We start from the raw sequence: 21,229 nt of genomic DNA, 5'->3' as shown, positions 1-21,229 counted from the left end.
TCACGGCGAATTTGCTTGTTTGAACGCCTCATCCGCATTCGGATACGCCCGGCACGGGCGCGCGCAACGCCTCTCGGGAAGTACGGCCGACCGATCAGCGGCCGCGGAATCGGTCGAAGTCGGCCGCATCGAATTCATCGCCGCCCGCATCAGACTCGAACGCGTAGGCTTCGTCGTCCTCAATGGGCGGGACATCGTTGAAGCCTTCGGGAACGGCACCCGCATCGGCAAAGCCCGAAGTCCCCGCCATGTCGGGGTCCGGACCGCCCGACGGCAGGTCCGAGCCGTCAGAGGGCGGCACGCCGGGAGCGCCCGGCACAACCGGCGCCGCGCCGAAGAAACCGTCCGTTGAAACACCCTTTTGAGCGGCGCGCTTTTGCGCATCGGCCATGAGCGCAGCAAGAATCGCGTCGCGATTGGCGCGCGCGGCATTGCGCTTGGCGATCGCCTCGGGTGAAGCTGCCGGTGAGACGCAGCTGCTCGCGGGAACAGGCGCCGCAGCCGGACGAGCGGGTTCGGGCGAAGCGGCGGGTGCCGATTCGCTCGGTTGAGCAACAGTCGCTGCAGCGGCCGCCAGGGCAGACGCGGGCGACCAAGCCGCGGGCGGCGCGGCGCCGAACACGGCCGCACTCTCTTCGCGGCGCGCAGCCTCAGGCCGCCAAGCGCTGCCCGAGGAAGCGAAAGCAGGCTCGGACGAACGCTCGAGCGCCGCACTTTCGGCTTTCGCCGCATCGGCCCCGAGAAAGTGCATCTGGAGCGCGCGCACCTTCGGGTTGGAGGAAAGCGCCTTCGGCGCGTCGCTCTCCGAAGCGGCGCCGGCAGCGCCGCCCGAATTGCGTTCGCGCGTTTCGACTTCCCGCCGGTAGTTCTGCTCTTCGAGCTTGGCAGCCTCGATGCGTGCGTCGAGTTCGGCACGCCGCAGCGCAAGCTGCTTGAGAAACGCCTCGTCGGGCAACGTCGCCTGCCCTTCGAGGAGAAGCCGCGAATTCGTGCGTTCGAGTTCCAGGTCGAGAAACGCGCGCTTGAGCTCAAGACGCGCCCCCTCTTCGGGTGTTTCGATAACGAGTTCGTCCGCCAGCAGCTTCAGGTAGTACTGCGCGTGCTCGGAATGTTCGAGCACCGAGAGAAGCGACGCCGGGTTGAGGACGTCGCCCGTTTCCTCTTCCTCCTGCGCGGCCGCGCGCCACACCTCGACGATACGCTGCGCGGCGGGGTGCTCGCTCGAAATGAATTCGTCCTCGATCTGGTGGCTGAATTCGGAAAGAAGCGCCGGATAAGCCAGGAAGCACTGCAGCATGCGGTCGCGCACATCCTTGACGGGAACGCGCGGCTCCGGACGCGGCATGTAGCCGCCCCGGTCGTAGTAGCCGTCGTACCCTCGCCCGAACCGTCGGTCCGAGCGCCAGCCGTTTTGCACATTTCGCAAGCCCGCGTAGCCCCCGCCCGCACCCCGGTAGCTTCGCCAGCCGCTCTGATAGGCGCCTCGGCCGCCGTAGTAGCCGCCCGAAAGCGCGCCGCTCGCCGTACTCGGCGAATTCCCCTGGGCCAAGCCGTACTGCGCAGCCACGTCTTCGGGCTGCAGACGTGCGAGGCCCGCAATCTCCTTCATAAGCGAGAGCCGCAGCACGGGCGCGTGCTGCAGCGCAAGAATGAAGGGCTTGGCTTCGGCAACAAGTTTGGCGCGCTCTTCGGCAAAGACGAGCGACTTGCCTTCGAGGAGAAGGCTCTTCAGAAAGTCCGTGAGCGGCAGCGACTTTTCGAGTTCGCGCTCGAAAGCCTGCGCCCCCTCGGCTTTGATGAGGCTGTCGGGGTCGTGCTCGGGCGGCAGGAGCACGAAATTGGCGCGCTGCGTGTCGGTGAGAACGGGAAGCGCCGCCTCCAGCGCGCGCTTGGCTGCCTTGCGGCCCGCCGAGTCGCCGTCAAAGGAGAAGTAGACGACGTCGGCAAGCTTGAAGAGCTTTCGCACGTGCTCGGGCGTAATCGACGTCCCGAGCGCCGCGACGGCCTCTCGGAACCCAGCCTGCGAGAGCTGGATGACGTCCATGTAGCCCTCGCAGACAATGGCGCGGCCTTTCTCGCCAATGTCGCTGCGTCCTTCGTAAAGGCCGTAGAGCTCGGAGCCCTTGTGATAGATGGGCGTCTCGGGACTATTGAGGTACTTCGGCTGCTCGTCGCCCTTCATCGTGCGCGCACCGAACCCGATCACCGCCCCCTTGGGGTTGCGGATCGGGAACATGATGCGGTCTCGGAAGGCGTCGTAGCGGCGGCCGTTCTTTTCGTTGACGAGCCCCACTTCGAGGAGCTTGGGCTCGTCGTAGCGCTCGTCGGGAAAGACCGCCTTGAGCGCATGCCAGCCGTCGGGCGAGTAGCCGAGCGCAAAGCGCGCCGCCGTCTCGCCGGAGATTTCACGCGCCTTGAGGTAGTCGATCGCCTTTTTCGTCGTTTTAAGCTGCAGCGTGTAGAAGTCGGCCGCCGCCTGCATGAAATCCGAAAGCGACTTCGCGCGCTCGCGGGCGGCACGCTTGGCGGGCGAGCGATCCTCGGGGACCTCCATGCCGTAAAAACCCGCAAGCTTGCGAACGGCTTCGGGGAACTCCAGATTTTCGATTGCCATCAAAAAGCCGATGGCATTGCCCGATTTGCCGCAGCCGAAGCACTTGTAGATTTGCTTCGAAGGGCTGATCGAAAAAGAGGGCGTCTTTTCTTTGTGGAACGGGCAGCAGCACATGTAGTTGCGCCCGCTCTTCTTGAGCTGGACGTAACGGCCGGCCACGTCGACGATGTCGGCGCGGTCGAGCAGACTGGTGATGAAGCCCTCTGGAATCATGCGAACGACGAAAGAAACGGTCCGGAGCGCTCTTCGCTCCGCTTTTACAAAAACCAATTATTGTACCGAGCTTCTTTCGCCGGACAAGATCCGTACCGAACGCGATCGACGGCCTGCGAACGGTCACGCAGATGCGTCTTCGTTCGCATCCTCCGTCAATCGTGCGCGCCCGAGCGTGAGACGCCGCTCCCAAATCCATTCGGGGCCGTGCGCGACAGCCGTGTCGCTCACGGCAAAGGCGCGCGGCGTGAGACCGATCGCAGCCCCCGTGCCGACGGGCTTCTCGAGTCCCGAGAGACGCGCGAGCTTTTCAAAGGACCGCCAATCGGCCTTTCCGAGCGTATCGCCCTTTTGGACGTTGACGGGATAGAGCGCCGTTTCCGTTTCGATGAGCAGGTCGATCGAAAAGCCCTTGCTGTCCTTCATGTAATAGAAGGCATGCGGCGCCGCTGCTTCGCTCCAGCTTCGCATGACAGCCGTAGCGACAAATGTCTCCAGAAACCGCATCGCCGCCGGGTGCGAGGCCATTTCGTCGGGCGTACGCAGCCCGAGGAGCGCCGCGATGAGACCCGTATCGATCATGAGAAGCTTGGGCGAGCGCATGAGCTGACGCCCGGTTTCACCCGGCCAGGGGCGCAGGAGATAGACGATGCCCGCGGCCTCCGCCGCCGCCACCCAGCGCTTGACGGTTTCGGCCGTCACCCCTGCGTCTCTGGCCAGAGCGTTGTAGCGAAGCACTTCGCCGCTCAGTCGCGCGAGTGCAGAGAGAAAGCGGCGAAACTCCGCACCCTTACTGGCACGCGCCTGTTCGACGGCGTCGCCCGAGAGTCGCAGCACGAGGTTTTCGTGCAAAAGCGCGAGCCCTTCGTCGCTCTCAAAGAACGCGTCGGGCCAGGCGCCCTCGAAGACGGCGCGCCAAAGCGCTTCGGGCGGCATCGTCTGTGCGCCGGCGGAGAGACACGCAAAGCTCGGGAGATAGGGGGCGGCCTGCGTGCCTGCACCCGACGCCGCCCGCACCAACCCACGCTCTTCTGCCGCATGCCCAACCTGCGGCAGCGCCGTCATTTCTTTTTCCGACATCAATCTGCACCGTCAAAAACGTCCGAAGCAAGCGGCAGTCGCTTGCACAAAATCAAACAGGGATTTTATCCGATATTTATATCGGATTTTATCCAATACATATATTGAATAAAATTCCGTTTTAAAGAAAATAAAGTCAATATTCTCAATCGGTTGCACAAATAACGGCATCAGGCTTGCCACTTCGAAAAATTTGTGACAGAATCCGTTCCCTCAACGATTGACTGCATCTTGCCCCGGAACCGGATGCAGCGGCTTTTGATGTTTCCGGGAACAATTATTTTCAGGTGTCTGATGCCTACCATCCGCGTCAAGGAAAACGAACCGTTTGAAGTTGCCCTTCGCCGCTTCAAGCGCACGATCGAAAAGTCGGGCCTCCTCACGGAACTTCGCGCCCGCGAATTCTATGAAAAGCCCACGGCCGAACGTAAGCGCAAGAAGGCTGCCGCCATCAAGCGTCATTACAAGCGCCTGCGCAGCATGATGCTGCCGAAGAAGCTCTACTAATCGAGCTTCGTTTGGGAAGCGCGCGGGTTAGGGCGGCATGTGCCCGATCCGTTGCATCAGTCCCAAGACAGATACGCGCGAGGAGCGCGGCAGTAATGCCGGCTCTTCCTCAAGGGAACGCCGGGCCTCAGAGAAACGAGGAATCCGGCGTTTTCTTCTTTCAGAAGCTCATCATCCCGAACACAAAGGGGCCTTAGCGATGATCAAGGACAAAATCAACGAAGACATGAAGAGCGCCATGCGCGCGCACGACACGGCGCGCCTCGGCACGATTCGCCTGTTGCGCGCCGCCGTCAAGCAGCGCGAAATCGACGAGCAGATCGAAGCGACGGATGCGCAGGTAATGGAAGTGATCGCCAAGATGGTCAAGCAGCGCCGCGACTCGGTCGAGCAGTACCGTGCGGGCGGCCGCGAAGACCTCGCCGCGAAGGAACAGGCTGAAATCGACGTGCTCGCGAGCTACCTGCCGCAGCAGCTCACCGAAGCCGAAATTGCCGCGATCATCGACGAAGCCGTTGCCGCCGCAGGTGTGACGGGCATGGCCGCCATGGGCAAAGTGATGGGCCTCGTGAAGCCGCGCGTTGCGGGTCGTGCCGACCTCGGCAAGGTTTCCGCGCTCGTGAAGGCTCGCCTCACGGCCTAAAGCGCCGCCCGGGAAGGGCACGCGCCAAGCGCCTCTCTCGTCGGCCTCGCACCCGGACGTTTCGGTGCGTGCAGAGTCCGGCGCGGGAGGCATCATTTTTTTTCTGAATCACGGATCGCCGCGCCGAGCGGCAACCGCCTAAAATGCCCGCACTATGTTAGTACTTGGCATTGAATCCTCCTGCGACGAAACCGGCGTCGCTCTCATTTCCGATACCGAAGGGCTCCTCGCCGACGCGCTGCACACGCAGATCGACATGCACCGCGCCTACGGCGGCGTCGTGCCCGAACTCGCGAGCCGCGACCACATCCGCCGTGCCGTGGCGCTCGCCGACGTCGTGCTCGAGAAGGCGGACCGCAAACGCAGCGACATTGACGCGGTCGCCGTCACGGAAGGTCCGGGACTCGCGGGTGCGCTCCTCGTCGGCGCCTCCGTCGGTCACGCGATCGGCTGGGCGCTTGACGTACCCGTGATCGGCATCAACCACATGGAGGGCCACCTCCTCGCGGCGCGCTTGGCCGATCCCAAGCCCGAATTCCCGTTCCTCGCGCTCCTCGTCTCGGGCGGCCACACGCAGTTCATGAAGGTCGAAGCGTTCGGCAAGTACGAACTCCTCGGCGAGACGCTCGACGATGCGGCCGGCGAAGCCTTCGACAAAACCGCGCAGCTCTTGGGGCTTCCGTACCCGGGCGGCCCCGCCGTTTCCGCGCTCGCCGAAAAGGGGACGCCCGGCGCCGTCGAGCTCTCGCGCCCGATGATTCATTCGCCCAACCTTGACATGAGCTTCTCGGGCCTCAAGACTTCGGTGCTCACGGCCGTTACAAAGGCTGAAGCCCCGAATGACGAAACTTTCCGCGCCGACCTCGCGCGCGGCTTCGTCGATGCGGTGACCGACGTGCTTTCACAAAAGCTCATCCGCGCCATGCGCATGACAAAGATGACCGAAGTGGTCGTCGCGGGGGGTGTCTCCGCAAACAAGCAGCTGCGAGCGGCGCTCACCGATGTCGTTCGCCGTCGCCGCGGGCGCATTTATTTCCCGCCGATGCGGCTTTGCACCGACAACGGCGCAATGATCGCCGCTGCGGGCTTGGCGCGCCTGCAGTCGATGACGCCGGAGGAAATCGAAGCGTGCCGACGCAGCACGTCCTTCGGCGTCAAGCCGCGCTGGTCGCTCGCCGGCCGTTGACCGGACGAAAGCTAGAGGCAAAAGGCCGCTCTTCGCCAACGCGTCGAGCGGCCTTTTTTTGCGTGCTATGCGCTTACTGCCGGCAAATCCTAGTTAGCGGGACTTAAAGAGAGTCTTTATCTGAGTTGAATGATTGGAGCTAGGGTATTTCCTGAGGCAGCCCGATTGTCTATCGGTCGATCACAGATACAAAAAAAGCCCGATCCGTTAAGAGTCGAGCTTTTTTCGTGCTGGTCGAAAACCCAATTACTTGAGCTTCGTTTCCTTGTAGACCACATGCTTGCGGGCTACCGGGTCGTACTTCGACATTTCGAGCTTGCCGCTCGAGTTCTTACGATTCTTCGTCGTCGTGTAGAAGTGACCGGTACCGGCGGTGGATTCCAGCTTGATCTTTTCGCGAACGCCTTTCGCCATGGTGAATCTCCTTCAGATTAGATTTCGCCGCGGGCGCGAAGGTCCGCAAGAACCGCATCGATGCCGAGCTTGTCGACAGTGCGCAGGCCGGCATTCGTCAGACGAAGACGGACCCAACGGTTTTCGCTTTCAACCCAGAAGCGGCGATACTGCAGATTCGGCATGAAGCGACGCTTGGTCTTGTTGTTAGCGTGCGAGACCTGATGGCCGACCATCGGCGCCTTACCGGTGACTTGACACACTCGTGCCATCTTCAACTCCAGTCTTAATTGAGTAATAGCGCCTAACGGGCCGTCCTTCTCAGGGGGCCGCGCGAGCGCCGAAAAAGAAAGATTGTACGTCAAACCCTTAAAGCGTCGCCACAAGGCCGGGCGGCCGAGTTTGGCTCCCCACAGTGTCAGTACAGGGATCCGGGAAACGCGAGATTTAAGACGCGGAGCGCATTGTACTCGTTTCAAGGGCTTTGTGTGCAGAAAGGGACGATTTTATTTAATCTTTTCAGCGGCGTCCACGTTCAAGGCTTGCAAATCGAGCGGGCTACAGCGATTGCCGGACTCTCGGCAGCCGATGCGACGCCCTTTTTTTCTTCGAGATCCCGACAAAAGGTTTGACCATGCAGATCCTTCTCGCACAGCCGCGCGGCTTTTGCGCGGGCGTCACGCGCGCCATTGCGATCGTCGAGCGCGCGCTCGCCATTTACGGCGCCCCCATCTACGTCCGCCACGAGATCGTGCACAACCGCACCGTGGTCGACAATCTGCGCGAGCGCGGCGCCGTTTTCGTTGACGACCTCGCCGAGGTGCCCGAAGGCGCGACGCTCGTCTTTTCCGCGCATGGCGTGCCGCTTGCCGTTGCGCAGGAAGCTCAGGCGCGCGGCTTTCGTATTTTCGACGCCACCTGCCCGCTCGTCACCAAGGTGCACCGCGAAGTCGGTCGCTGGCGCGAAGAAGGCCGACGCATCATCATGATCGGCCACGCCGGGCATCCCGAAGTCGAAGGCACCATGGGCCAGGTTCCCGACGGCATCAGTCTGGTCGAGAAACCCGAAGACGTCGCCAAGCTCCCCTACGGCAACGACGAGCCGCTCGCCTTCGTAACGCAGACGACGATCAGCGCCGACGACAGCCACGACGTGATCGAAGCGCTGCGCGCCCGTTACCCGCAGATCGAATCCCCGAAGCGCCAGGACATCTGCTACGCGACGCAGAACCGCCAGGAAGCCGTCAAAAAGCTCGCGCTCTCGGGCGTCGACATCGTGCTCGTGATCGGTTCGGTGACGAGTTCAAACTCGAACCGCCTGCGCGAAGTGGCGGAACGCCAGGGCGTGCGCGCCTATCTTGTCGACTCGGCCGAACACGTCGACCCGGCATGGTTCGAGGGCGTTACGCGCGTTGGCATCACTGCAGGCGCCTCCGCGCCCGAGTCCCTCGTTCAGGGCGTTGTCGAATGGCTTCGCCGGCACGCGGGTGCGGCCGACGTGAAAGCGCTCGACGGGGAAGAGGAAAATGTTGCTTTCCCGCTACCCAAAGGCCTCTGGGAGAGTGACCTCGCCGAAGCCCGCCAGACGCGCGGCTGAGCGCAGAGCGGCGCCCGCCGAGGTACCGCCCGAACTCTCCTCACTCATCGCGCCGATCGCGCGAAAAGCCCGCGCATCGGGCAGAATGGTGCTCATTCGGTTCCGAGGAATAAGAGGCACGCTTTACGTGCGCTCGACCAACAACTCCCTCGGGACCCGTCGTTTTTGATCGGAGGAACCCTCTCGTGGCCAAGTCTCAGCATCAGAGCCTCACGCCCGCAACGCAGTGGCTCAAGGCGCACAAAATCCCGTTTGAAGAACGCTCCTACGAGTACGTCGAGCACGGCGGCACGGCGCTTGCGGCTTCGGCCTGCGGGCTCGACCATCACCACGTCATCAAGACGCTCATCATGGAGGACGAACACGCCAAGCCGCTCGTCATCCTGATGCACGGCGATTGCGAAGTATCAACGAAAAACCTCGCGCGCCAGGTCGGCGTCAAGCACATTGCGCCCTGCAAGCCCGAACAGGCGCAGCGCAACTCGGGCTACTTCGTGGGCGGCACGAGCCCCTTCGGCACCAAGAAGAAGATGCCCATCTACGTCGAAGCTTCGATTCTTGAGCTCGACCACATCTTCATCAACGGTGGCCGCCGTGGCTACCAAGTCGGCATCGACCCGAAGATTCTGCGCGACGTGCTCGGTGCAATCCCCGTCAACTGTGCACTTGCCAAGGAAGACTAAGCGCTTTCGCATCGACAGCCGCTTTCTCGCAAACGGGCGTCCGGTAAAAGACGCCCGTTTGCGTTCTCGAGCGTCGCTTATCGCTTGCCGAGCCAAGGCGGCAGACGACCAGCCTCTTCTGCGAGCACCGCACGCAGCCACTCGTGTGCGGGACTCTTATGGGTACGCTCGTGCCAGATCATCACCGGATCCCATGGACAAGTCCGATAGAACGGGTCCTCGCAATGCGTGACAGGCAGGATCTTTTCGAGAAAATTTGCTGTCTCCAGCGGCAGTGTGAGTAAATCGTCCGAATCGACGAGAAAAAAGGCGGCCGCCAGAAAATGCGGCATCGTTACGCTGTACCTTGCCTTGACCGCGTTTTCGTCCAGAATCTCTCGAAAACCGCCGCCGGAAGCCTTTTTGAAAACGATGCCGATGCGCGAATAAGGCTCGATGTCGGCAGCCTCGAGCGCACGCTCGTGACTGAGCGCCTCGAGCGGATGGCCCTTACGCATGATGAGGACATGGCGCGATCTCAACAGAGTCTTCTGATGAAAGCTCGCTCCCGGATGGATCGACGGATCGCAAAATATCGCCAAATCGACGTCTCCTGAACGCAGCTCGTCAAAGACCGTGTCTTCGAGCATTCGCACGCGGAAATTCATGCCGGGCGCTTCTTCGCGAAGCCGCGCCATAGCAGGCAGCAGAACAGTCGCAGCTGTGTTGTCAGGCGCAGAAATCTCGAAGGTTTCGTGCGAGTGCGCAGGCGAAAACGGAACACCCGGACGCACGAGCGCTTCGAGCGAAGCGATCACGTGCTCGAACGCAGGTGCAAGCTCGAGCATCCGGCGCGTCGGCACCATGAGGCCGCCGCTACGCACATAAAGCTTGTCGCCCAGGATCTCGCGCGCCGTCTTGAGGTCGCGAGACGCCGTTCCGATGCTCACGCCCAAAGAGAGCGCAGTCTTCGAGAGTTGCGGTTCGCGCAGCAGCGCGAGAAGAAGCCGCAGCATTCGAACTTCGAGCTCGCCGCTCGCAGAATTTTTGTCGAAAGCCATTTGCAAAAAATTGAATTGGTGCCGAGGAATGTCAGACTACCTCGACACGAGCGGTTTTCCTAGACTTTTTCCCGTCCCGCAGTACGTCCTTTTCTCTTCTCTCCGGGCCGTGCCGCGAGTCCACATCTGGAGAAACCGTTATGCATCACACCGTCAAAATCATCGCCGCTGCCGCCGTCTGCGCAGCCGCTGCCGGAGCCGCCATGGCCATGGGGGGCGCCTCGGGCGCAAACGTCACCTACGCCGTCCAGGGTCACATCGGCGAAGTCGTTTGGAATCCGTACAAGATTGCGCCGCTCACGGCCGTCATCCGCAACGGCGGCTATGAACTCAAGGATGTACACGTTCGCATCGTACCGAAAACGGGCGGCCAGGAGATCGCCTACGACGTCTCGCGCCGCGAACTTCTCACGCACGCGGGCGTCCCTGTCTTCGGGCTCTATCCGGACTACGTCAACACGGTTGAAGTGAGCTACACGCGCGTCTTCCAGGGTAAGGAAGAAAAATTCGAAGACCGCTACCAGTTCTACGCCCCGCCCGTCTACACGGTGAGTAACGGCACGCCGATGCAGACGACGACGATGTTCAACGCCAAGGCCGAAAAGGTCGATCCCGAGTTCAAGGACCGTCTCTACCTGATCGACAATCAGCTCTACTCGGCCGCACCGCAGGGCGGGCGCTTCGTCTGGAACAACCCGACAGGCGGCGCGCTCGAGTGGGCTTTCAACTCCGAAGTCGGCATCATCGACACGACGGGTGCCGTGCGCTGGTATCTGATGAATACGCTCATCAACGACACCGAAGATCCGTGGTCTTCGGGCTTCATGATGGGCTTCCAGCAGACCGATGACGGTGCGCTCACCTGGGGCTTCGGGCAGCGCTATGTGAAGTACGACCTGCTCGGGCGCGAAATCTACAATCGCCGCCTCCCCTCGGGCTACGCCGACTACTCGCACGCCTTTGACAACATGCAGAACGGCAATTCGCTTCTGCGCGTTTCCTCGGCGGACTATCGCCGCGCCGACAACAAGCGCGTTCACACGGTGCGCGACGTCATCATTGAAGTCGACCCGAACGGCGGCGTCGTAGACGAATGGAAGCTGATGGAAATCCTTGACCCGTATCGCGACAACGTGATCAAGGTGCTCGACCAGGGTGCGGTTTGCCTCAACATCGACGCTTCGAAGTCCGGCCAGACACTCTCGGCCGAAGAACTCGCCAAGCAGGAAGCCGAAGGCGTCTTCGGCGACGTTGCGGGCGTGGGAGCGGGCCGCAACTGGGCGCACGTCAACTCCGTCGACTACGACCCGACCGACGACTCGATCATCATCAGCTCGCGCCATCAGTCGGCCGTGATCAAGATCGGCCGCGACAAGAAGGTGAAGTGGATTCTCTCTTCGCCCGAAGGCTGGAAGGGTGACCTCGCCAAGAAGGTCCTTACGCCCGTCGACAAGAACGGCAAACCCATCAAGTGCGAAGACAGCAAGTGCGAAGGCACCTTCGACTGGTCCTGGACGCAGCACACCGCCTGGCGCATTGACGAAAAGTCGGACGAAAACGTGATCTTCATCACGGTCTTTGACAACGGCGACGCGCGTGGCATGGAACAGCCGGCACTGCAGGACGACAAGTACACACGCGGCGTGATTTATAGAATCGACCAGAAGAAGGGCACGGTCGAACAGGTTTGGGAAGTAGGCAAGGAACTCGGCCACGCCGCCTTCAGTCCCGTCACGGGCCTCTGCCAGTACCAGCCCGACAAGAACTCGGTGGTCGTCTTCTACTCGACCGCGGGTCTCTCCTTCGACCTCCATGCGGGCGGCGGCGCGATGGACGCGAACATGCCGCAGCCGCATATCGCCGAGTACCGCTGGGGCGAAACGGATCCGGCCGTGAAGATCACTTTGAAGGATGCCTTCGGCTACCAGGCCTTCCCGGTGAGCGTCGAAAAGGCCTTCTCGAAGAACTGATCAAACGAGAGTCCATTCCGGTCACTCGACCGAAATCTCCTTTCTCTCCGGTCGCGGCGTCCCGGACTCAACACGACGCCCGCGACCGACTTACCTCGCCCGAAGTACCCTCATGGCGGCGCTTCGGGCGCTTTTTTCGTCGCTCGCTCTGCATGGAAGCTCTTCACGTTCGTGCGCGTCATGAGCGAAGCGCCCGGACGAACCGAGCGGCTTTCGCACGCTCGGGCCCGGCTTCTGCTGATTTTTCGGGCAGCGGATTATTCGGCGCTTTCCTCAGCCGCCGCCTGCTTCACGGGCTTCGCGCGTTCGGCTTTGCCCGAACGCTCGAGAACGGCCGCGAAGAAGCCGTCAGTGTTGTTGACATGCGGCAGAAGCTGCATGTAAGCGCCGAAGCGCTCCCACTGCGACTCGGGGAAGACGATGCGCTGTTCGGCAAAGACGTCCTTAGCGGGCACGAGCTGCCAATCGGGATGCGCCGCGAGGAACGCTTCGACGACGTCCTGGTTTTCTCGCTTCAAAAGCGAACAGGTCGCATAGACGAGACGACCGCCCGCCTTCACGAGCTTCGCGGCATTTTCGAGCACGCTCTTTTGAATCGCGTTGATGCGTTCGAGCTCTTCGGGCGAGAGACGCCACTTGAGGTCGGGGTTGCGGCGCAGCGTCCCCGTGCCGGTACAGGGTGCGTCAACGAGCACGCGGTCGAACTTGCCGCGCAGGCGCTTGACGCGCGGATCCTGTTCGCTGCGAATGGCCGCGGGATGCACGTTCGTCAAGCCCGCGCGACGCATGCGCGGCGCCATGCCGGCCAAGCGCTTTTCGTTGACGTCGAAAGCGTAGAGGCTCCCCGTAGAGCGCATGAGCGCGCCCACGGCAAGCGTCTTGCCGCCCGCACCCGCGCAGAAGTCGCAGACCATTTCGCGGCGGCGCGCGCCCAAGAGCCGCGCAATGAGCTGACTGCCTTCATCCTGCACGTCAACAAGGCCCTCCTTATAAACGGGCCAGCGCGTAAGGCCGGGCTTCGTCGGCAGACGAATGCCGTCGGGGCTGTAGGGCGTGGGATAGGCTTCGACGCCGTCGGCGTGAAGCGTCTCGAGCACGCTCTCGCGGTCGGCCTTCAGAAGGTTGACGCGCAGATCAAGGGGCGCGCCCTCCATCATCGCGGGATAAAGCAGATTTGCGTCCTCGTACTGCGCTTCGATAAGGTCGAAGAGCCACTGCGGCAACTCCGAGCGCACGTGGGGCGACGCATCCTCGGCACGGAAAGCGAGCACGTTCTTCAAGGGACCGGCCTCGGGACCGATCGCCGAAGGCGAAATCGCATCAAGCCCGTGCTGGCGCGCGAGCGTAGCGAGCGCAGCAAGACGCGGCGCGCGTTCGGGACGCACCGGCCGCATCGCGGCGCGCAGCGACGCGTAGCGGCGAAGCGCGTAGTAGATTCCCTCGGCAATGAGGCCGCGGTCGCGCATGCCGAGCTTCGGATTGCTCTTAAAGAAGAGCTTCATGAGCACGTCGGCCGGACCGTCGAACTTGAGGATCACGGCGAGCGCGCGCGCGAGTTCGTCAACGATGAGGTTCGTGATGCGAACTTCGCCCGGCGCCTTCGGGGCCATGCGCTTTTCAGGGGTCTTCGGGCCGCTCACGCGAACGTTGCCCGCGGCGTGTCGCTCGGCACGGCGTCGCGCATCGGCAGCGCGCTGCCGTTCGGTGCGTTTGGGTTCGTCGCGGCGCGACGTCTTCTTGGGCTTTTGCATCGCAAAGGCGCGACGCTTGGGATGCGATTCGGTCATCTTGTTTCTTGAGATAGAAGTGTGTCCGGACTCGAAGCCCGGACGATGCTCGGGCACCCTTCGTTCAGAAGGACGCTGAGGCTCATTCGAGTTCGTGTGCGGCGCGACGAAACTTATTCGGCCGGGAACACCGCAAGCGAGCGGGCCGTTTCGTCGTCCATTACCGCCCGCCCGTCAACGAGCTTCACAGCGCCGAGCGCCACGGCGCGCACGCACTTCGGATAGAGCGCGTGCTCGAAGGGCAAAAGACGCGCAGCGAGCGCTTCGGGCGTATCGGAAGCGAGAATCGGCACGACGGACTGCCCGATGATGGCGCCGCCGTCCAAAACGGGCGAGACGAAATGCACGGTCGAGCCGTGCACGCGGCAGCCCGCTTCGATCGCGCGCTTGTGCGTATCGAGCCCCGGGAAAAGCGGCAGCAGCGCCGGATGGATATTGAGGATCTTTCCTTCGAAACGCTTCACGAAGCCCTCGGTGAGGATGCGCATGAAACCCGCCAGCACGATGACATCGGGCTCAAACGGCTCGATCGACGCAGCGAGCGCCTCGTCAAAAGCTTCGCGCGAGGGGAACGCCTTGTGATCGATCGCGATCGCTTCAAGGCCTTCGGCCTTGGCGCGGGCAAGCCCTGCGGCTTCCGGGCGGTTCGAAATCACGGCGCGGATTTTGAGACCGAAGCGTCCCTCCCAGTCCTCGGCGCGCGACGTCTTCAGGATCGCTTCGAAATTGCTGCCTCGACCGGAAAGGAGGATGACGATGTTCTTCATTTGGGTTGCCCTCGTGAGCTCAGAGAGGATGGTGTCGACGGGTTTCGGTGCGGACCACAGGCAGGAAGCGCGTGAATCAACGTGCGTTTTAGCGGCCTTTTTTCACGCCACCTCCCTTCTGTAAGGCGCGGGATTCTATCAAAAGGCGCTCGCCCCAAGCAGATAATGCGCGCGGCTCGCCTGCAGCCGCTGCCGCACCGACGATGCGAAAAAATGCTTAGAGCAATGCGCGCACGCGCAACGGCCGCGCTGCGCGGCAGGCCGCAGTCCTCGGCGTGATCTTATAATCGATCCTCGCCTCGCGCCAAGCGTTTTGCCTTCGGCCTTTCCGGCCCCGGTCCCCAAGCGCTCGCGCGCATTCTTTTTTCCGTACCGATAGACAAACCAAAAAAGGATTCACGCCCATGCATGTATTTCGAGGTCTGCCGCATCCGCTCCTGAAGCGGCCCTCCGCCGTTGCGATCGGCAACTTCGACGGAGTGCACCTCGGTCACCAGGCGCTCCTTCAGTCGGTTGTGCACGCTGCGAGCGAACGCGGGCTCGTGCCCTCGGTCGTCACGTTCGAGCCGCACCCGAGAGAAGTGTTGGGCGCGGATCCGCTGCCGCGCATTTCGACGCTTTTGGACAAAATCGAAGCGATTCTCGCCACCGGGATCGAACGCATTTACATCATGCCGTTCTCGCGCCGGATGGCCGCCTTGAGCGCCAGTGAATTCGTTGAAGACATTCTGGTCGACGGCCTCGACACGCGCTGGCTCATGGTGGGCGAAGACTTTCGCTTCGGCAGCGACCGCACGGGCGACGTCGAGTCGCTGCACGCCTTCGGCGCCGAACACCACTTTGAGGTGTTCGCCTCGCCCCTCGTCTTTCACGGCACGTCGAAAGTGAGTTCGACGCGCATCCGAGAAGAACTTGCCAAGGGCGACCTCTACGAGGCGTACCTCATGCTCGGGCGCCGCTACACCATGGCCGGCCGCGTCATTCACGGCGCGGCGCTCGGCCGCACGCTCGGCTACCCGACCCTGAACCTCGCGCCGATTCCGCCCGGCAGCCGTGCACGCCCTGCCGTCACGGGCGTCTTTGCCGTTCGCGTCGAAGGGCTCGGCCCCTCGATTCGACCGGCCGTCGCCTCGATCGGCATCAAGCCGACCGTCACGAACGAGCGCCGCTGGCTCCTTGAGACGCACGTCTTCGACTGGTCCGGGAGCGCCTACGGCAAATATGTGCGCGTGCACTTCGTTGAGAAGCTGCGCGACGAGAAGAAATTCGGCAGCATCGAAGAACTTCGAGCTGCCATTGAAAGCGACGCCCTTCGTGCGCGCCGCATTCTCGGGTGTACGCCCGGGGATGGCATTTTCAAGCCTTAAAGCACGAGCAAACCCAAGAAGCGTGCCCGAAAGGAACGCCCGCCGGCGCGGCTTTTCCGCCCCAGAAAGCGTTCCGCACTGCTTCACCTGAAGAGCCCGAGGGGGCCAGGAGACAACTATGACCAAAGAAGCCCAGGCGGCCGACGCCGCCAAGAAGTATCCGCTCAACCTGCCGGATACCCCGTTCCCGATGCGCGGCAACCTCCCGAAGCGCGAACCCGAATGGATTCGCGAATGGGATGAGAAGCACATCTACGAGCGCATCATCGATGCGCGCCGCGACGCCAAGAAGTTCATTCTTCACGACGGCCCGCCTTATGCCAACGGCGCCATTCACGTCGGGCACGCGATCAACAAGATCCTGAAGGACATGATCCTCAAGGAAAAGACGCTCGAAGGCTTCCAGGCCCCCTACGTGCCCGGCTGGGACTGCCACGGCATGCCGATCGAAGTGCAGATCGAAAAGCTCCACGGCAAGAACCTGCCCGTTGACGAAATGCAGCGCCTGGCACGCGAATACGCGATGGAACAGTCGAAGCTGCAGCTCGCCGACTTCAAGCGCCTGGGCGTTCTCGGCTATTGGGAAAATCCGTACCGAACGCTTCGCTACGACACGGAAGCGGCCGAAATCCGCGCGCTCAAGGGCGTCGTGGAAAAGGGCTACGTCTACCGTGGTTTGAAGCCCGTCAACTGGTGCTTCGACTGCCAGAGCGCGCTCGCCGAAGCCGAGGTCGAATATAAGGACGTCGCCTCCGACACGATCGACGTCGCCTTCCGTCTCTACGAAGAAGACGAACCGCGCGTTGAAGCCGCTTTCGGCAAGAAGCTCGAAAAGCCCTGCTTCATCGTGATCTGGACGACGACCCCGTGGACGATCCCGTCGAACCAGGCGCTCAACGTGCATCCCGAGCTCGACTACGTGCTCGTTGAAACCGACGCAAAGTACCTTATCCTCGCCGAGGCGCTCGCCGAAGCGGCGCTCAAGCGCTACGGCCTCGAAGGCGCGACCGTCGCCAAGTGCAAGGGCGCCGCGCTCGAGATGCTGCGCTTCAAGCACCCGCTCTACGACATGGACGCGGGCTACAAGCGTCTCTCGCCCGTTTATCTCGCCGACTACGTTGACGCGACGGCCGGCACCGGCATCGTGCACTCGGCACCCGCCTACGGTGTTGACGACTTTGTCTCGTGCAAGAAGCACGGCATGACGAACGAAGAGGTTCTCACGCCCGTGAAGGGCGACGGCTTCTACTGCGACGAGCTGCCGCTCTTTGGCGGCCTCAACATCTGGAAGGCCGCCCCGAAGATTCTCGACGCGCTCACCGTTGCGGGCAACCTCCTCGCGCACGGCAAGATGACGCACAGCTACATGCACTGCTGGCGCCACAAGACCCCCCTCATCTACCGCGCCACCTCGCAGTGGTTCGTGCGCATGGATGCGCCCGACGAAGACACGAAGAGCGTGCTCGGCCTCCCTGCGCAGCCCGAAACGCTGCGCGAAACGGCGCTGCGCGCCGTGAAGGCGACGAAGTTCTTCCCGCAGTGGGGCATCAACCGCCTCTACTCGATGATCGAAAACCGTCCCGACTGGTGCATCTCGCGCCAGCGCAACTGGGGTGTGCCGCTGCCCTTCTTCCTGCACAAGGTGACGGGCGAACTCCATCCGCGCACGCTCGAAATCATGGATGAGGCGGCCGACATCGTCGAAAAGGGCGGCATCGAAGCCTGGAGCAAGGTGACGGCCGAAGAGATCCTCGGCGAAGAAGCCAAGGACTACGTGAAGTCGACCGACATTCTCGACGTCTGGTTCGACTCGGGTTCGACCCACTACACCGTGATGCGCGGCTCGCACAAGGATATCCTCGGCTTCCCGGCCGACCTATACCTGGAAGGCTCCGACCAGCACCGCGGCTGGTTCCACTCCTCGCTTCTCATCGCCGCGATGCTCGACGGCCGCGCTCCGTACGACCAGCTCCTCACGCACGGGTTCTGCGTCGACGAAAAGGGCGAAAAGATGTCGAAGTCGAAGGGCAACATCGTTCGTCCGCAAGAAATCAGCGACAAGTTCGGCGCCGAAATCCTCCGCCTCTGGGTCGCCTCGACCGACTATTCGGGCGAACTGCGCATTGGGCCGACGATTCTCAAGCGCGTCGTCGAAAGCTATCGCCGCATCCGCAATACGCTGCGATTCCTGCTCGCCAACACGTCGGACTTCGACGTCAAGAAGGACGCCGTGCCGCTCGAAGCGATGCTCGAACTCGACCGCTGGGCCGTCGCCTTCACGGAAGACTTCCAGCAGAAGGTGCTCGCCGAGTACAAGGACTGCCGCTTCCACAATGTGGTGTCGCTCCTGCAGACCTTCGCCTCGACCGACCTCGGGAGCTTCTACCTCGACGTGCTCAAGGACCGTCTCTACACGACCGCGCCGACGAGCGCTGCGCGCCGCTCCGCGCAGACCGCGCTCTGGCTCATCACGAAGACGCTCCTGCGCCTGATGGCGCCGATCCTCTCCTTCACGGCCGAAGAAGCCTTCAAGGTCTTCTCGCCCAACGAAAGCGAGACGATCTTTACGGAAACGTTCGAGCCGCTGCCCGCCGTCGCGGACGCCGAAGCGCTTCTCTCGAAGTGGGCCAAGATCCGCGCGGTGCGCGCCGACGTGCAGAAGGCGATCGAAGACGAACGCGCCAAGGGTACGATCGGTTCGTCGCTGCAGGCCGTCGGCACGCTCAAGGCACCGGCCGAGCTCTACGACATGCTCGCCTCGCTCGGCGATGAGCTTCGCTTCGTGATGATCATGAGCGGCATCAAGCTCGAGAAGTCCGAAGACGGCACGACGAGCGTCGAAGTGCACGCGGCCGAAGCCAAGAAGTGCGAACGCTGCTGGCACTACGTCGAGGGCGTCGGCGAAAACGCCGAACACCCGACGATCTGCCCGCGCTGCATCTCGAACCTCTTCGGTTCGGGCGAAGTGCGCCGCATTGCCTAACGCTTTCTTGAAGCATGGCTAGCGGCAATACGAACGGCAAGCGAAGCCAGTCGGGCGCGCAGCGCGCGCCCGGCGCGGCGAGAAAGCGAACGGCTGCCTCGGCAGGCCGAAGCGATCCGAATCCGCTTCGCTTCAGTCTCTGGTTCTTCTTCGGGTTCCTCATCGTCGTGCTCGATCAGGCGACGAAGTTCTACTTCGAGCGCGCGCTCGACCCGGGCGACGTGGTGCCGGTGCTGCCGGGCTTTAACTTCGTGCTCGCGCACAACCGCGGCGCCGCTTTCTCTTTTCTCGCCGACGCAGGCGGCTGGCAGCGCTGGTTCTTCACGATTCTCGCGGCTGCCGTCGTTGTTTTCGTGCTGCGGCTTCTTTGGAAGCACGGCGGCAAGTGGCTCTTCAGTCTCTCGCTCACGCTCATTGCGGCGGGTGCGGCAGGCAACCTCATCGACCGCGCGCTTTCGGGGTACGTGGTCGACTTTATCGATCTCTATTGGCAGACTTGGCACTGGCCGGCCTTCAACGTGGCCGATATCGCCATCTGCACAGGGGCGGCGGGACTCGTTTTGGACGAGCTCCTCGGTGTCGCTCGAGACCGATAGGTGAAGAGCGAAGCGCCTTGCGATTCTCCTAAACGCCGCAGACAACCCAACCGCGCCGCCCGAAGCGATTCCCAGCCTCGGGCGGCCGCTTTTTTGCCGATAATGTGCGCTTGCGGCGCCGCTTCCGAGCCGACAGCGCTGCAAGCTTTTTTCGACTACAACTGCCCGAGCGATGAACGAAGCTCTCGAGAAGCCCCTTGCGGGCAAAAAAATCACCGTTGCCGCCACGGGCGGCATCGCGCTCTACAAAGTCTGCTCGCTCGTGCGCGGCCTCGTTCGCGCGGGCGCAGAAGTGCGCGTTGCGATGACCGAGAACGCGACGCGTTTCGTTGGCGCCGTCACGTTTGAGGCGCTCTCCGGACACCCCGTGGCGCTCACCGAATGGACACCCGGCCCCGACGGCGCGATGCCGCACATCGAGCTCGCCAAATGCGACCTCATGATCGTCGCGCCCGCCACGGCCAACATACTTGCCAAGGCCGCACACGGCATCGCCGACGACCTCGTCTCGACGCTCATCGCGGCGCGCCGCGCCGACATCGTCTTTCTGCCCGCCATGAACGTGCACATGTGGACAAACGCCGCCACGCAGCGCAACGTGGCGCAGTTGAAAGCCGCCGGCGCGCACTTCATCGGACCCGATGCGGGTTTTCAGGCCTGCGGCGACCTCGGCAGCGGCCGCATGACCGAACCCGAAGCCGCGCTCGATGCGCTCCTCGGGTTCTTTGCGCCGAAGGTTCTCAAAGGACGCCGCGTGCTCGTCACCGCCGGCCCCACGTTCGAAGCCATTGACCCCGTGCGCGGCATCACGAACCGCTCGAGCGGCCGTCAGGGCTACGCCATTGCGCGCGCGGCGCGCGATGCGGGCGCCGAAGTCGAACTCGTCGCGGGCCCGACGTCGCTCACCGATCCCTTCGGCATCCGCACGACGCATGTCGTCTCGGCCGACGACATGCTGCGCGCCGTTTTCGAGCGGCTCGAAGCGCTGCAATCCCCCGAAGCGGCCGATCGCCCCGCAGTCGACCTCTTTATCGGCGTGGCAGCGGTCTGCGACTGGCGCCCGAAGAGCGCCTCGAGCGTCAAGATCAAAAAAGTAAAGCCCGCACCCGACAACGAGCGCTGCGCCCCCACGCCCTTTGCCAGCATTGCGTGGACGGAAAACGCCGACATCCTCGCTGAGGTCGCCCGAAGCGGACGTGCGGCAGTGACGGGCGGCTTTGCCGCGGAGACGGCCGATGATGAAGCGCTTTTTGCTTATGCAGCGGCGAAGCTAGAACGCAAAGGGATCGACTTTATCGTCGCCAACGATGCGAGAAGCGCGCTCGACGCGCCCGGGAACGCCGTCGCCTGGATCGCTCGCGGCCTGGAAGCGCCTCTTCGCTTCGGACCGGCCGCAAAGAGCGCCTGCGCGCGCTTTATCGTCGAGCGCGCCGCCGAGCGCCTTGGCGAAAAGACCCGGCGACAGCCCGCTTAGGCCCAGGCAAAAACTTGCGGAGATTCCTGCTGCTTTTGATATTTCGTTTATTTGTAAATAAAATTGCTCATTATGAGCAAGATATATCGTATTAGTGAATTTGCAAAACGTATCGGCCGATCTCCTTCAACTGTCCGTCGATGGGAGACAGAAGGCAAGATACGGGCAAAAAGGCTGGCATCGGGACATCGCTATTTTGACGAATCCGATGTCAGAAAAATCTTCGGTCTGGAACCCGAAAAGAAGCTGACAATCGTTTACTGCCGTGTCAGTAGTGCGGCTCAGAAGAGCGACTTGAAGTCGCAGCTGGCTGCGATGCAGGCGTTTTG

18 protein-coding genes are annotated in these 21,229 nt (G+C 62.5%); 11 read left to right on the top strand and 7 right to left on the bottom strand.

Going from position 1 to position 21,229, the window contains the following annotated elements:
- Window positions 1-94 precede the first annotated feature (94 nt).
- Both dnaG and H6A60_RS04350 read right to left on the bottom strand, forming a co-directional pair.
- The gene (gene dnaG / locus H6A60_RS04355; RefSeq protein ID WP_205102195.1) at window positions 95-2,827 is read right to left on the bottom strand and encodes a DNA primase; all 2,733 of its coding nucleotides are present in this window, start codon (window positions 2,825-2,827) and stop codon (window positions 95-97) included.
- 123 nt (window positions 2,828-2,950) lie between these two features.
- The gene (locus H6A60_RS04350) at window positions 2,951-3,907 is read right to left on the bottom strand and encodes an ATP-binding protein (protein WP_205102194.1); all 957 of its coding nucleotides are present in this window, start codon (window positions 3,905-3,907) and stop codon (window positions 2,951-2,953) included.
- Window positions 3,908-4,201: 294 nt separating this feature from the next.
- Between H6A60_RS04350 and rpsU the strand changes: the two genes are divergently transcribed.
- From rpsU to tsaD, 3 genes are all read left to right on the top strand, one after another.
- A complete protein-coding gene (rpsU, locus tag H6A60_RS04345; protein WP_008811706.1) occupies window positions 4,202-4,414 on the top strand; it encodes a 30S ribosomal protein S21 in 213 nt (70 codons plus the stop codon).
- A 199-nt stretch (window positions 4,415-4,613) separates the two neighbouring features.
- Entirely contained in the window at window positions 4,614-5,057 is a 444-nt protein-coding gene (locus tag H6A60_RS04340; protein WP_205102193.1) for a GatB/YqeY domain-containing protein, read from the top strand.
- Window positions 5,058-5,211: 154 nt separating this feature from the next.
- Entirely contained in the window at window positions 5,212-6,243 is a 1,032-nt protein-coding gene (gene tsaD, locus H6A60_RS04335; RefSeq protein ID WP_205102192.1) for a tRNA (adenosine(37)-N6)-threonylcarbamoyltransferase complex transferase subunit TsaD, read from the top strand.
- Window positions 6,244-6,489: 246 nt separating this feature from the next.
- Here tsaD and rpmG read toward each other — a convergent pair whose 3' ends face one another.
- Window positions 6,490-6,657, bottom strand: a complete 168-nt coding sequence (gene rpmG / locus H6A60_RS04330; RefSeq protein WP_205102191.1) for a 50S ribosomal protein L33 — start codon at window positions 6,655-6,657, stop codon at window positions 6,490-6,492.
- Between the two features lie 17 nt (window positions 6,658-6,674).
- The gene (rpmB, locus tag H6A60_RS04325) at window positions 6,675-6,908 is read right to left on the bottom strand and encodes a 50S ribosomal protein L28 (protein ID WP_005431189.1); all 234 of its coding nucleotides are present in this window, start codon (window positions 6,906-6,908) and stop codon (window positions 6,675-6,677) included.
- Window positions 6,909-7,270: 362 nt separating this feature from the next.
- Here rpmB and ispH point away from each other — a divergent pair, with 362 nt between their 5' ends.
- Window positions 7,271-8,233, top strand: coding sequence for a 4-hydroxy-3-methylbut-2-enyl diphosphate reductase (gene ispH, locus H6A60_RS04320; protein ID WP_205102190.1), 963 nt, complete (start codon window positions 7,271-7,273; stop codon window positions 8,231-8,233).
- Between the two features lie 185 nt (window positions 8,234-8,418).
- Window positions 8,419-8,916, top strand: coding sequence for a Cys-tRNA(Pro) deacylase (ybaK, locus tag H6A60_RS04315; protein WP_205102189.1), 498 nt, complete (start codon window positions 8,419-8,421; stop codon window positions 8,914-8,916).
- 77 nt (window positions 8,917-8,993) lie between these two features.
- On the opposite strand, the gene H6A60_RS04310 is transcribed toward ybaK, so the two are convergent.
- The gene (locus H6A60_RS04310; protein ID WP_205102188.1) at window positions 8,994-9,956 is read right to left on the bottom strand and encodes a LysR substrate-binding domain-containing protein; all 963 of its coding nucleotides are present in this window, start codon (window positions 9,954-9,956) and stop codon (window positions 8,994-8,996) included.
- 140 nt (window positions 9,957-10,096) lie between these two features.
- Here H6A60_RS04310 and H6A60_RS04305 point away from each other — a divergent pair, with 140 nt between their 5' ends.
- Window positions 10,097-11,926, top strand: coding sequence for an aryl-sulfate sulfotransferase (locus H6A60_RS04305; protein ID WP_205102187.1), 1,830 nt, complete (start codon window positions 10,097-10,099; stop codon window positions 11,924-11,926).
- 257 nt (window positions 11,927-12,183) lie between these two features.
- On the opposite strand, the gene H6A60_RS04300 is transcribed toward H6A60_RS04305, so the two are convergent.
- Entirely contained in the window at window positions 12,184-13,713 is a 1,530-nt protein-coding gene (locus H6A60_RS04300; RefSeq protein WP_205102186.1) for an RsmB/NOP family class I SAM-dependent RNA methyltransferase, read from the bottom strand.
- A gap of 113 nt (window positions 13,714-13,826) precedes the next feature.
- A complete protein-coding gene (gene purN, locus H6A60_RS04295; RefSeq protein WP_205102185.1) occupies window positions 13,827-14,480 on the bottom strand; it encodes a phosphoribosylglycinamide formyltransferase in 654 nt (217 codons plus the stop codon).
- 404 nt (window positions 14,481-14,884) lie between these two features.
- Between purN and H6A60_RS04290 the strand changes: the two genes are divergently transcribed.
- The 5 genes from H6A60_RS04290 to H6A60_RS04270 form a co-directional block, all read left to right on the top strand.
- The gene (locus H6A60_RS04290; protein WP_205102184.1) at window positions 14,885-15,847 is read left to right on the top strand and encodes a bifunctional riboflavin kinase/FAD synthetase; all 963 of its coding nucleotides are present in this window, start codon (window positions 14,885-14,887) and stop codon (window positions 15,845-15,847) included.
- 118 nt (window positions 15,848-15,965) lie between these two features.
- Window positions 15,966-18,830 (top strand): isoleucine--tRNA ligase, encoded by a 2,865-nt coding sequence (gene ileS, locus H6A60_RS04285; RefSeq protein ID WP_205102183.1) that lies wholly within the window; start codon window positions 15,966-15,968, stop codon window positions 18,828-18,830.
- A gap of 14 nt (window positions 18,831-18,844) precedes the next feature.
- A complete protein-coding gene (gene lspA, locus H6A60_RS04280) occupies window positions 18,845-19,426 on the top strand; it encodes a signal peptidase II (protein WP_205102182.1) in 582 nt (193 codons plus the stop codon).
- A gap of 172 nt (window positions 19,427-19,598) precedes the next feature.
- Window positions 19,599-20,900 carry a bifunctional phosphopantothenoylcysteine decarboxylase/phosphopantothenate--cysteine ligase CoaBC gene (gene coaBC, locus H6A60_RS04275; RefSeq protein ID WP_205102181.1) on the top strand — a complete coding sequence of 434 codons (1,302 nt, stop codon included), beginning with the start codon at window positions 19,599-19,601 and terminating at the stop codon, window positions 20,898-20,900.
- A gap of 72 nt (window positions 20,901-20,972) precedes the next feature.
- Window positions 20,973-21,229 (top strand): MerR family transcriptional regulator (locus H6A60_RS04270; RefSeq protein WP_205102180.1); only part of this gene is annotated, 257 nt, incomplete at its 3' end.

It is taken from the genome of Sutterella massiliensis (assembly GCF_016899755.1).
Classification (GTDB): Bacteria; Pseudomonadota; Gammaproteobacteria; order Burkholderiales; family Burkholderiaceae_F; genus Sutterella; species Sutterella massiliensis.
The sequence above is the reverse complement of the archived record's forward strand: the minus strand, read 5'-3'. Positions and strand labels throughout refer to the sequence as shown.